Consider the following 12777-nt stretch of genomic DNA (forward strand, 5'->3'; position numbering starts at 1 on the left):
ATGTCGACCAACCCCTTCGAGGACGACGACGCCCGCTACCTGGTGCTCACCAACGACGAGGGCCAGCACTCGCTGTGGCCGGCGTTCGCCGAGGTGCCGGACGGCTGGACCGTCGCGCACCCCGAGGACACCCGCCAGGCGTGCCTGGAGTACGTCGAGCGGAACTGGACCGACATGCGGCCCAAGAGCCTCGTGGAAGCCATGGACGCCTGAGATGACGGCGACCCCCACCGGCACCCTCGACTACCCGGCGGCGATGGCGAGCGACGCCTTCCGCCGGGACCCGTACCCCTCCTACGCCCGGATGCGGGACAGCGACCCCATCCACCGTACGGAGCAAGGGATCTGGTACGTCTTCCGGTACGACGACATCGAACAGGCCCTGGGCGACCTCAGGTTGTCCAACGACAAGGACCGGATGACCGGCGCGCTCGTCGCGCAGGACGGGCGGATGCGGCAGCTGAGCCGACTGGTCGCGCGGCTCGGACGCGTCATGAGCAACACCGACCCGCCGGACCACGCGCGGCTCAGGAAACTCGTCAACAAGGCGTTCACCGCACGACGGGTGGAGGAGCTGCGGCCCAGGATCCAGGGGGTCGTGGACCGGCTGATCGACGAGGCCGACAGCTCCACGTTCGACGCGCTCGCCGCCGTCGCCTCGCCCCTCCCGCACGCCGTGGTCTGCGAGCTGTTCGGCATCCCCGAGACGGACCGGGCACAGGTCAAGGAGTGGTTCCGGGGTCTGGGCCGGATCCACGAGGACATCGAGAAGGCCGAGAAGGTCGTCGACGCCTTCGAGACGTACCTGACCGGCCTCGCCCGCGAGCGCCGCGCCGACCCGGGCGACGACCTGATCAGCGCGCTGGTCACCGCACAGGCGCAGGACGACCGGCTCACCGACCACGAGGTCCTCTCCACCTGCTTCATGCTGATCACGGCGGGCGACGAGACCACAACCAACCTCATCGGCAACGGCCTCCTCGCCCTGCTGCGCCATCCCGACCAGCTCGAACACCTGCGCGCCGAACCGGAGTCGATCCGCCAGGCGGTGGAGGAGTTCGTCCGGTACGACACCCCGAGCCAGGCCATCGTGCGGGTGGTCGCCGAGCAACTCGACCTGGGCGGCCGTACCTTGCCCCCCGGTGACCTGGTCTACCTGCTGCTCGCCTCGGCGGGCCGCGACCCCGGACGGTACGACGACCCCGACCGCCTCGACCTGACCCGCACCCACCCCCGGCACCTCGGCTTCGGCCACGGACCGCACTTCTGCCTGGGCGCCCCGCTGGCCCGCCTGGAGACCGAGATCGCCGTCTCCACGCTCCTCGCCCGCTGCCCCGGCCTGCGCCTCGCGGCCGGCCCGGACGAGCTGGACTGGCGCCCCAACCCGCTGCAACGCCGCCTCACCGCGCTGCCCGTCACCCACAACGCAAGGAAGTGACCACCGAGGTGACCGAAACTCAGGAACTCACCCCCACCCGCGAGTTGAAGGTGAACCGCGAACAGGTCCTGCCCCGCACGCCGGACCGCGTCTTCCGCGCCGTCGCCACCACCGAGGGCAACGTCGGCTGGCTGTACCCCATGGACGTCGAACCCCGCCTCGGCGGCGCCGTCTCGCGCGGCTCCTCCACGGTCGTCGCCTGGGACCCGCCGCACGAATTCGCCTGCCGCACACCCGACTTGGACGGCTTCACCAACACCCTCAGCTACCGCGTCGAGCCGCACGCGGACGGCTCCCTGCTGCGGATGGGCATCCACTGGGTGCACACCGGCACCCCCGACGACGGCTGGGACACGCGCGCCGACGCGGCCGAGCGGCACGTCGACTTCTACCAGCACAGCCTCGCGGAGTACCTGCGGCACTTCGACGGGCGCCCCGCCACGTACGTGAAGGCCTCCCGGCCCGGACCGCCGCGGTTGCCGGACGCCTTCGACGCGGTACGGGAGAGGCTCGGCCTGTCCCCGGAAGCCGCGGCGGGAGACGTCGTCCGGGCCCTGCTGCCCGGCGGCCCGGTCGAGGTCCAAGTCGACTACCGCGACGCGGACTTCCTCGGCCTGCGCGGCCCCGACGGCCTGTACCGCTTCTACAACGGGGCCCGCTGGGGCTGGCCGTTGTGGGTCGGCCATCACCTGTTCACGCCGGTACCGGACACCGACGACGCCACGTGGGACACGTGGCTCACCGAAACGGCCCCCTGAAAGGAGCGCATCCGTGCAGACCCCGACCCCGACCCTCGTCTACTCCGCCGAACTCATCGAGCAGGACGGCGTCTTCACCCTCGTCGTCACCGACCGGACCCACGACACCGTGCAGTCCGTCCAGGTCCCGAAGCGGGCCGTCGACAAACTCCCCTACTTCCTCTCGCTGCTGACGTCACGTCAGTTCGGCATGTTCCGCTAGCAGTTAGGCACCACCCCATGCCCCACCTCGCCCCCACCCGGCACCTCGCCCCGCCCCCACAGCACACCGCCGACCGCTGGTTCCGCGTCCACCGCACCGCCCGCCCGCCCCGCCGGCGCCTGGTCTGCTTCCCGCACGCGGGCGGCACCGCCCAGTTCTTCCACGGCTGGAGCGCCCACCTCCCGGCCGACGTCGAGGTGCTCGCCGTCCGCTACCCCGGCCGCCAGGACCGGCTCATGGAGCCGTGCATCGCGGACATGACCGCGATGGCGGACGCCGTCACCGAGGCCCTGGCCGGCCAACTGGACCTCCCCGTCTCGCTGTTCGGCCACAGCATGGGCTCCGCGATCGCCTACGAGGTCGCCCTCAGGCTGGAGCGGCGCGGCGTACGCCCCGAGCGGCTGTACGCGTCCGGCCGGGCCGCCCCGCACCGCGCCCGCCCCGCCGGGGTGGACCCGGACGACGAGGCGGGACTGATCGCGACCGTGCGCGGACTCGGCGACTTCCAGGCCGAGGTGTACGACATCCCGGAGCTGCGCGAACTCCTCCTGCCCGCCCTGCGCGCCGACTACCGCCTGATCGAGACCTACCGCCCACCCCGCGCGATCCCCCTGCGCACCCCCGTGACCGCCTACACCGGCCTCGACGACACCCACTGCCCCCTCGCCGACGTCCACGCCTGGTCCGAACTCACCACCACCGACTACGACTTGCGCACCTTCCCCGGCGACCACTTCTTCCTCGTCCCCCACCAGGCGGAACTCGTCCAGGACATCGCCGTCCGCCTGCACTGAACTCCCCGCTCTGGAGCACCACGTGACCGACCTGACGGACACCCCGACCCGCCGCCCCTCGAACGAACCTCTTCTCCTCGACCCCGGCTTCCTCGCCGACCCGGCCGCCGGCTTCGGCGCGATCCGCGAGCAAGGCCCCGTCGTACGCGGCTGGTTGACCGAGACGCAGCCCGTGTGGCTCGTCACCCGCTACGACGACGTCCGCGACGGGCTGCGCGCCCACACACGCTTCGTGCACACCCCCGAAAAGGTCGACGGCCACACCGGCGAGGACCCGCGCCGCGTCCTCGTCGACATGCTCAACCTGCCCGAGGAGATGCGGAAGTACTTCCTCGTCTCCGCCCTCGACGCCGACCCGCCCGCCCACACGCGGCTGCGCGGGGCCGTCGCCCGCACCTTCACCGCCCGCCGTATGCAGGCACTGCGCCCGCGCATCGCCGAGATCACGCACGACCTGCTGACCGAGGCGCTCGCCAACTCGGCCGACGGGACACTGGAGTTGGTGGAGGGCCTCGCCTTCCCGTCCGCCGTCACCGCCGTCTGCGAACTCGTCGGCGTACCCGAGGCCGACCGGGCCGTCTTCCGGCGCTGGGGTGACGACATCCTCGCCATGGACCCCGAACGGCTCAGCGCGTCCTCGCCGGCGCTGATCGAGACGATCACCCGGCTGCTCGACGAACGCCGCCCGGCCCCCGGCGACGACCTCCTCAGCGGCCTCGCGTGCGGGCTGGACGAGGTCGAGGCCGTCGCCATGGTCATGAACGTCGTCATGGCCGGCTACGACAACACCGCCCAGCTCCTCATCAACAGCCTCGCCGCACTCCTCACCCACCCCGGTCAACTCCGGGTCCTGCGCGACGACTTGACGCTCATGCCGCGCGCGGTCGAGGAGTTCGTGCGCTGGTGCGGGCCCGACATCGTCGTCCGGATGCGGCTCGCCGCCGAGGACGTCGAGCTGCACGGGGTGCGGGTGCGGAAGGGGGACTGCGTGCAGTTCGTCCTCGTCTCCGCGAACCGTGATCCCCGGCGCTACCCGGACGGCGACCGGCTCGACGTCACCCGCGCCGGCGCCGAGGAACACCTCGGGTTCGGGCAGGGCATCCACTACTGCGTCGGCGCCGGGCTCTCCCGGGTGCACTGCGAGGTCGCGCTGGGGGTGCTGCTCGAACGGTTTCCCCAACTCCGGCTGGCGGGTGGGGCGGAGAGCCTGAAGCGGGACGTCATTCCGGGGACCGCGCCGAGGCTTCCGGAGCTGCGGGTGCTGGTCTGACGGGAGGCGATATCAACTGAGTTCGAAAAACGGCTCAGTTGTGCGAATTCCGGCACGCCTCGGGGATTGCTGAATTCCTCCCTGGTCCCCGTATTCCCGTCGCTAAAGTGGCCGTGCCGTCAACCGGTCGGAGCGAGGGGAGGTACGCGTGCGCGATACGCGGGAAAAGGGGAACGGCGGCCTCACGGTCATCGTTCTCACCGCGTCGGACGTCGAATTCGACGCGGTGGAACGGCTGTTGGCGGGGGACCCGGAGAGTGCCGCCCGCGACGACATCGGCACCGTGTACCGGCTCGGCTGGATCGACGGAACACCCTGGCGGGTCGCTCTCGCGGAGATCGGTACGGGGAACGGGGGAGCGGCGGTGGTCGCGACCCACGCGGTGAAAAGGTTCCGGCCCCGGCTGGTGATGTTCGTCGGCACCGCCGGGAGCCTGAAGGAGAGCGTGGCCGTCGGGGACGTGGTGGTCGCGACCAAGGTGTACGGGGTCCACGGCGCCAAAGTCACCGACGACGGCTTCCACGCCCGGCCCGAGTCCTGGCAACTCGCCCACGAGGTACGGCAGTCGGCGACCGCCGCGCACCGCCGCTGGCGCCGGGACCCCGCCGCACCGCCCGTCCACTTCAAGCCGGTCGCCGCCGGGGAGGTCGTCCACGAGGGGGAGAACTCCGCGTACTTCAGGCAGTTGCGCCGGTACTACGAGGACGCCGTGGCCGTCGAGATGGAGAGCGCGGGGGTGTCGCAGGCCGCGCACATGCATCGGGGGTGGCCTGCGGTGACCGTACGGGGGATCGGTGACCGGACGCGCGAGGGAACAGAGTCGGGGGCCCGGAACGCGGCGGCGTTCGCGGTGGCGGTGATCAGGGAGCTGGAGTGCGACGAGAACGAGATGGCCGTGCCCGAGGTGGTCGCGCGGCGGGCAGCGGCTCCGCGCGGGTGGCGGTCGGGGGCCTCCGTGCGCGTCGCACGCACGGAGTTCCTGCTGGAGGGCCATCAACTCGGCGAGCGGGACGGGGAGTTCTGGGGGAGGGCGCTGTGGCTCGGCCGGCCGGGGCGACATGTCTGGCTGCGGCGGGTCGACGGACCGGGGGACGGGCGGGAAGCACTGCGGTTGGAGAACGAGTTCCTCACGCGAAGGCTGTACGGGGCGTTCCCGGAACGCGGAGTCCATGAGGCGCTGGGTGGCACCGCCGTGTTGGCTCTGCCCTGGCCGGGCCGGTCGAGGGGGCCGGCGCCGACCGCTGCGGAGTCCTACGCCACGGAGCCGGTGCCCGGCAGCGCACAGGGACGGGTCTTCCTGGCCTGCGGCTACTTGGCCGAAACGCTCGGCGTCCTCCACAAGCAGGGTGTGACCCACCGCTGTCTGGCCCCGGAGACGGTCCTCCTGCGGACGGGGGGAAAGCCGCGCCTGCGTGACCTCGGCGCCGCCTTCCGCCACCCCCGCCCCGGCGAGGGCCACGCCGGCTACCGAGCCCCCGAGCAGGAGTACGCCACCTACCGCCCCGACCTCATCGGCCCGCCCACCGACGTGTACCAACTCGCCGCCCTCACCTACCGCCTGCTCACCGGCACACCCCCGACCCCACCCCGCGTCCTCCCCCTGCGGACCTACCTGCCGGACGCCCCCGCCCACCTGGACGACCTCCTCCGTGCCGCCCTCGCTCCCGACCCCGCCGCCCGCCCCACCGCCCCCGAACTCGCCGCCCACCTACGCCGATCCGAGAACCGCACCCCATGCTGACCCGCACCCTGGACCTCCCCACCCCCCTGGTCCTCGCCCCTTCCCGCTCCCTCGACGGCATCCTCGCCCGCCTCCGCCGCGACCATCCCCATCTCCCCGGCGCCATCGAGGAGCTGGAGGCCGACCTCGCCGCGAGGGACACCACCCCCGCCACCTTCCCCCCACCCGGCAGACGCCAACAGGCCCTCGCCCTGTACGGCAGGGGCTGGCTCGCCCTCCTCGTCCCCGCGCCGGACGCCCGCGGCTACCAGGTCCGCACGGTCACCCCCCTCCGCTTCGACGACCACCACCGCCTGGCCCGGGGCTGTCTCCTCCTGCGCCCCACCGCATGGACGGTCCGCGACACGCCCCCGGCCCACGCGGACACCCACTGGGACCACCTCACCGCCGAATGGGACCTCCTCCGCAAGGAGATCGCGACGAAGGGCCACACGGCCCCCGACGGACGCGAGGCCCGCCACCTCGACCTCCTCACGAAGGCCGTCGACACGGAACACGAGCTGCAACGTGAACGAGCGGCGGCGGCACGGCCGTTCACGTACCGGGACGTCCTCCCGACGGCCCACCGCGCGACGTACACGTTCGTCCTGCACGGCCGCCGCTTCCCCGCCGAGGACGAGGTACTCAGGATCGGCGGCGAACCCGCCCTGCGCGGCCAGGTGTTGTCGGTCGATCAGCGAGGCGCCCGCCTCACCCTGGCCCTGGACCGGCCGGTCGACTGGCAACACCTCCCGAAACAGGGCGAGTTGCAGCGCGTGGAGAACACCACGGTCCACGCCCGCCGCACCGACGCCCTCACCGCGCTGCGCGACGGCCACACCCGCAACCCCCACCTCCTCCCGATCCTCGCGGGCACCCGCGCACCCTGTCCGGGCCCGGACAGGGAACCGCGCAGAACCCTGCGGGGCCAGCGCAACCCCCGTACACAGCACGACACTTCGCCCTCCCGCGAAGACAGGCGCCCCGCGACAACCGCCCCCTCCTCCACCGCCCCCGCCCTCGATCAATGGCAGCAAGCCGCCCTTCACACCGCCCTCGCCACCCAAGACCTCACCGCGATCATCGGCCCACCCGGCACCGGCAAAACCACCGTCATCACCGAACTGGCCCGCGCATCAGCCAGATCCGGCAACCGCGTCCTCCTCACCGCCCACAGCAACACCGCCGTCGACAACGTCCTCACCCGCCTCCCCACCGACCTCGTCACCCTCAGGGTCGGCCCCGAGCACCGCGTCGACCCCGCCGCCCGCCACCTCCTCCTCGACCACCGCGCGACGGACCTCCGCCAGGGCATCCTGGACCGCGTCGGCGCCCGCCTCTCCGCGCACACCTCGGGCGGCCCCGGCGCCGACCACTGGCCGAAGGCGCTGTGCGAGGCCGTCGGCGCCCTGGAGACGGCGCTGGGGCGGGAGCGGGACGCGAGGGCGGCACTGGACGAGGCCCGCCGCAGCGTCGCGGGCCCGGCGCAACTGCGGCTGGACCGCGTCGCCGTACGCCTGAGCCGCACCCTGGACCGCAGGACCCGCACGGCGGACCGGCTCGCAAAGCTCACCGACCTCGCCGACCAGCGCCCCGGCTGGTGGCGCGGGCGCCAACTCGCCCGCGCCGAAAAGGCATTGACCGTCTACGACGAGGCGATCGAGCAGGCCGCGCGCGAGCGCCGCAGTGCCGAGGACGCGCTCGACGAGGCGACCCGCGACCACCCCGCCGTGCACGAGCAGCGCCAGAACGTGGAGCGGGCCGCGCGGGAGGTGACCCGGTGGCGCAAGGAGGCGGAGTACGCCGAGGCCCCGTGCCGCGCGCTGCTCGCACCCGTGGGCGACGCGCCGGAGGATCTGTACGAGTTCGCCCGCTGGACCCGCACCGCGCACCCCCTCCTCGCGGCCCGCCGCACGGTCCTCGCGCAGTGGCGGGACGACGTCCGCGCGGCGAACGGCCAACTGCACGCCGAACTCGTCCGGTACGCCCATGTCGTGGGCGCCACCAGCAGCGGCAGCGCCGGACCGGCGCTGCTGACCGGCGTCGAGTTCGACCTCGTCGTCGTGGACGAGGCCGGGCAGATCACCACGGCCGACGCGCTCGTCCCCCTGGTGCGCGCCCCGCGCGCGGTCCTGGTCGGCGACCACCGCCAGCTCCCGCCGTACGCGGACGACGAGACGGTCTCCCGGGTCCACGCCGAACACGGCCAGGGCGCCGCCGAGTTGACCGTACGCAGCATCCTCGAACTCCTTCAGGACCACCTCCCGGACACGGCCGTCGCCCACCTGCGCACCCAACGCCGCATGCCCCGCGAGATCGCCGACTTCTGCTCGAAGGCGTTCTACGACGGCCAGCTGCTCACACCGGAGGCACCGGACCCCGGCAACACCCGCAGGAACCCCGGACGCCCTGACCGCACAGGCGGCGCGGGCAACCCCGGCACCCCGGGCCGCCCCGCCGACCCCACCGGCACCCACCACCCGGACAACCTCCGCCGCCCCGACAGCACAGGCCGCCCTGCCGCTCCCCGCAACGCCGCCGGCCCCCGCCACCCCCTCACCACCCCCCTCGAAATCCCCGACTGGCCCACCCCCCGCCCCCTCTTCCGCACCCCCCTGGCCCTCATCGACACCTGCGACCTCCCCCCGGCGGACCGCGCCGAAAGCGGCGACCCCCGCTCCCGCGTCAACCGCGCCGAAGCCGGCCTCCTCGCCGCCCTGGCCCGCCGCTGCACGGCCGACGACGAGGAGTGGGCGGTCATCGTCCCCTACCGGGCCCAAGCCGCCCTGATCCGCAACCTGTTGAAGGACCTCCCGCCCGGCACGGGCGACATCGCGACCGTCGACTCCTTCCAGGGCGGCGAACGGGACGTGATCCTGTACGGCTTCACCCGCTCCAACCCGAGCGGAGCGGTCGGCTTCCTGGACGAACTCCGGCGCGCCAACGTCGCGTTCACCCGGGCCCGGCGCCGCCTGATCCTCGTGGGCGACTTCGACACCCTCACCCGGGCCACCGACGAGGGCTTCCGGGACCTGGCCCGCGCCCTGCGCGAACACACGGCGGACGTCGGCGAGCTGCTGCCGTCCCGCGACCTCGAAGCACGCCTCGGAGCCCGCACCGCATGATCCCCCGCCAGCGCAACAACCCCCTCGGCTTCCCGCCCGCCCGCGCCGTCGAGCACGCGGCGTTCCACCTGAGGGCCGCCCCCGAGACGGTCCACCACCTCCTGCTGCCGGTGTGGCGGGTGGAGGTCGAGGCGAAGGTGACGACCGCCGAGCCGTACCAGCTGATCGACCGCTACCTGATCCGGGCCGTAGCCGAAGCCGGGGTCACCACTCCCGAGGGACTCGCCTCGTTCCTCGCCCTGGACCCGGCACTGACCCGCCAGGCCCTCGCCTACCTCACAGCCGTCGGCCACCTCACCGACCACCAGGGCGAGTTGGCGCTCACCCCCCTCGGTGAACGCTCCCTGGAGGCGGGCGAGATGTACACGGTGAAGCTCGGCGACCGCCGCATCGTGTACTTCGACGCCTGGACCGGCACCCCCCTACCCGAGAGCTACGCCGAACGGGGCCCGGCAGGCCCGTCCCCCCTGGACACCTGGACCTCACCCCCCGCCCTCCTCGCCCCCGACCCCTTCCGCCCGGAGGCCGCCGAGGCCCTCGCGGAACCCGGCGTCGCCGACCCCAAGGCCCTGGCCTGGGACGTCGAGTACCTCCTCGCCCACGTCGTCCGCACCGCCGACGGCCGCCACCTGGTCTGCACCCGCCCCCACCGGGGCGAACCCGACCCGGTGCTGAGCCGCGCCCTGGACGGCGCACCCGGCTGCGTCAGCGCCCTCGCGGTGGCGGGCCGCGACGCGCGCCAGAGGTTCGAGGAGGAGGCGGGCCGCTGGCTGAGCCGCCGCAGCCTCGCCGACCACCGCCCCTACCGCGACCCCGGGGGCCCGCACCGCGTACGCCTCCACGAGGACACCTGGACCGACCACCCCGACCTCCCCTCGCTCGGCTCGGTCGTCGTCCTGCGCTCCGGCGGCTTCTTCCAGCTCTGGTGCGAGGACCCCCGGGCCCGCCGCCGCGAACTGCGCCGCCGCATGGACGCGTTCGCGGCGGCCCGCCCGCGCGACACCGAGACGCTGCGCCTACAGGAATTCCGGTTCGCCGCGCTCCTGGACGTCCAACCCGGTCAGAAATAGTCACCGGAAATCCAAAAAAGAACACGGTCAACCGCTGATCGATTTCGCATCGAACTCCCCGCAACTAATTCGCCACGCTCTTATGGAAATCAGACACGTCGGCTGTCCGGCGGGAATAGCGTGAACGTCCACACGGAGGTGCCCCTGGGGAGAGGGGTGCCTCCTGAGGCGACGCGATGCGTACGCGATTCCAGACGCGATTTCAGGGGAGCACCGAGATTGACCATTTCACGGGTACTGTGCGCCGTCACGGCCGCCCTGGCCATACCCGCAGCAGCCGCACCCGCACAGGCCGCACCCGCCCCGGCAGCCGACCGCCCCGTCCACTACGTCGTAGCCGTCGACCAGTCCGCCAGCCTGGACCCCACCGACGTCGACCGGGAGCGTGAGGCGGTCGGCGCGATCGCCGTCAGCGAGCCGTCGAACCGCTCCACGCTGGAGGTCCTGGGCTTCGCGAGCGCCGAGAAGGAGGGCCAGACCGCCGTCGACAAGGTGTGCCCGGCCCGCGCCCTGGACGCGCTGGCGCGGGCCAAGACGGCCGACTGCGCCCGGCAGTTGCGCCGACGCGAGCAGAACGAGGGCGCGGGCACGGACTTCATCGAGGTGATCCGGCAGGCCGTCGCCGACCTGCGGACCGCGCCGGACACCGACCCGCGCGTCCTGTTCCTGATGACGGACGGCGTCCTGGAGGTGAAGGACAGCCTCAAGTACCGGAACCTGGACGCCGTCACGGCCCAGGAGGCGGCGGAGAAGGACCTCGCCGACGCGCTCGCCGGGGCCGCCGCCGCACGGGTGCAGATCTGGCCGCTCGGCTTCGGCAAGGCCGACGAGAACGCGCTCAAGGAGATGGCCGACGCCGGCTACCGGGCGGGCTGCGCGAACCTGAAGGACGCCCGCCCCCGCCCCCACATGGCCGACGGCCCGCAGCGCATCAGCGGCGCTCTCCAGGACGCCTTCGCGACAGCCCGCTGCTACTACCGCGACGAGGGCGGCTCGAAGCGCCCGCCGGGCGAACTCGCCGTACGGATCTCGCCGCTCGCGACCGAGGGCACGATCGTCGTCGAGAAGGGCGACCCGGCCGTCACCGTCACGTACTACGACCCGAGAGGCAGGCGCGTCGACCCGGACACGCGGGACGCGGACTCGACGTACGCGTTCACCGGCCAGGGCACCGCCACCGAGTCCCTGCGCATCACCCGCCCGCTGCCCGGGGGATGGCGGGTCGCGCTGGACGCGCCCGAGGGGCACCGGGACAAGGCGGCCAGCGTCAGCGTCCTGTGGCACGGCGCGGTGCGCTCCACGATCTCGCTCAGCGAGTACGCGCCCGCGCCCGGCGCGAAGGTCGAGATGCGGGTGCCGATCCTGACCCGCGAGGAGTCCGTCCCGGACCCGCGCGACCTGCGCGGCATCACGGTCACCGGCGCCCTCACCGGCAAGGGCATCGACAGGCCGGTGCCGTTCGCGCTGGCCGGGGACGGCCACGGCAGGTTCGCCGGCACCGTCACCGTCCCCCGCCAGGCGTCCGGTGCCCTCATGTTCACGTCCACCGTGTCCGCCGTCGGCCTCCAGCCCGACGTACGCAGTCAGCCCGCCGCGATCTTCACCGCCGGCCGGGCCCTGGAGGCGGCCCTCGCGCTCGGCGGCGCCGAGCTGCGCCCCGGGGACACGCACGAGGCGCAGCTCACCGTCACCAACACGGACACGAAACCCCACACCCTGACCCTCGCCTTCGCCGACACGAAGGCCACCGGACTCACCCTCACCCCACGCCACGTGACGGTCGGACCCGGCGCCGAGGCCCACCGCACGACGGTGAAGCTGACCGTCGGCGACCACCTCGGCTTCCGCGTCCGCACCGACCCCACCGCCCTCGGCGGCAAGATCGTCGTCACCGACGACACCGGCGTCGTCCTCGACGACCAGCTCCTCGACACGGTCTCGGTCAGCAAGAAGGCGAACCCGCTCAAGTGGATCGTCGCGGGCGCGGCACTGCTCCTGCTGCTCGCCGCCGCCTGGTTCGCCCTGCGCCTCTACACCAGCAGGCGGGCCGCACGCCCGCGCGGGACGCTCGTCCTGGAGGACCCCTGGGGCCGCGAGCTGGCGACCCACCCGGTGCTGGACGGCCGCGCGAGCTGGTACCGGTTCGACGTCGAGGACGACGGCGACAGCCCCCGCGTACGGCGCTCAGCGCAGGGCGAGTGGGCCATGCGCCGCACCCCCGAGGGCGGCGTCCAACTGCGGCGCGGCGCCGAGGAACCGGTGACCGTAGGGCCCGGCGAGGGCGTGGGCGCGGGCGCCGACCTGGTGCTGAAGGTCGTCGACGGCGCCCCCTCGCCGCCCCCGGACACCTGGTCGCCGTACGCCTCCGAGGTCGGCCACCCCGACCTGTGAACCGCCAGC

At 73.2% G+C, this 12777-nt stretch carries 10 protein-coding genes; all 10 read left to right on the top strand.

From position 1 onward, the window contains the following. Nucleotides 1–213, top strand: a complete 213-nt coding sequence (locus ACQCO7_RS35725) for an MbtH family protein (protein ID WP_464075687.1) — start codon at nt 1–3, stop codon at nt 211–213. Between the two features lies 1 nt (nt 214). Beyond that, nucleotides 215–1438 (top strand): cytochrome P450 family protein, encoded by a 1224-nt coding sequence (locus tag ACQCO7_RS35730; protein ID WP_464075688.1) that lies wholly within the window; start codon nt 215–217, stop codon nt 1436–1438. An 8-nt stretch (nt 1439–1446) separates the two neighbouring features. Then, nucleotides 1447–2196, top strand: a complete 750-nt coding sequence (locus tag ACQCO7_RS35735; protein ID WP_464075689.1) for an SRPBCC family protein — start codon at nt 1447–1449, stop codon at nt 2194–2196. A gap of 13 nt (nt 2197–2209) precedes the next feature. Next, the gene (locus tag ACQCO7_RS35740) at nt 2210–2398 is read left to right on the top strand and encodes a hypothetical protein (RefSeq protein WP_464075690.1); all 189 of its coding nucleotides are present in this window, start codon (nt 2210–2212) and stop codon (nt 2396–2398) included. 17 nt (nt 2399–2415) lie between these two features. After that, the gene (locus tag ACQCO7_RS35745; RefSeq protein WP_464075691.1) at nt 2416–3192 is read left to right on the top strand and encodes a thioesterase II family protein; all 777 of its coding nucleotides are present in this window, start codon (nt 2416–2418) and stop codon (nt 3190–3192) included. 22 nt (nt 3193–3214) lie between these two features. Further along, the gene (locus ACQCO7_RS35750; protein WP_464075692.1) at nt 3215–4462 is read left to right on the top strand and encodes a cytochrome P450; all 1248 of its coding nucleotides are present in this window, start codon (nt 3215–3217) and stop codon (nt 4460–4462) included. 148 nt (nt 4463–4610) lie between these two features. Then, on the top strand, nt 4611–6203 hold the full coding sequence (locus tag ACQCO7_RS35755) for a phosphorylase family protein (protein ID WP_464075693.1): 1593 nt from the start codon (nt 4611–4613) through the stop codon (nt 6201–6203). Further along, nucleotides 6197–9307: an AAA domain-containing protein gene (locus tag ACQCO7_RS35760; RefSeq protein WP_464075694.1), complete on the top strand. Its 3111-nt coding sequence runs from the start codon at nt 6197–6199 to the stop codon at nt 9305–9307. The genes ACQCO7_RS35755 and ACQCO7_RS35760 overlap by 7 nt, the downstream gene beginning before the upstream one ends. After that, on the top strand, nt 9304–10377 hold the full coding sequence (locus ACQCO7_RS35765; protein ID WP_464075695.1) for a hypothetical protein: 1074 nt from the start codon (nt 9304–9306) through the stop codon (nt 10375–10377). Before ACQCO7_RS35760 ends, ACQCO7_RS35765 begins: the two co-directional genes overlap by 4 nt. A 219-nt stretch (nt 10378–10596) precedes the next feature. Next, nucleotides 10597–12768, top strand: a complete 2172-nt coding sequence (locus ACQCO7_RS35770; RefSeq protein WP_464075696.1) for a vWA domain-containing protein — start codon at nt 10597–10599, stop codon at nt 12766–12768. Nucleotides 12769–12777: the final 9 nt, after the last annotated feature.

The sequence above is a fragment of the Streptomyces saintjeani genome, assembly GCF_055409605.1.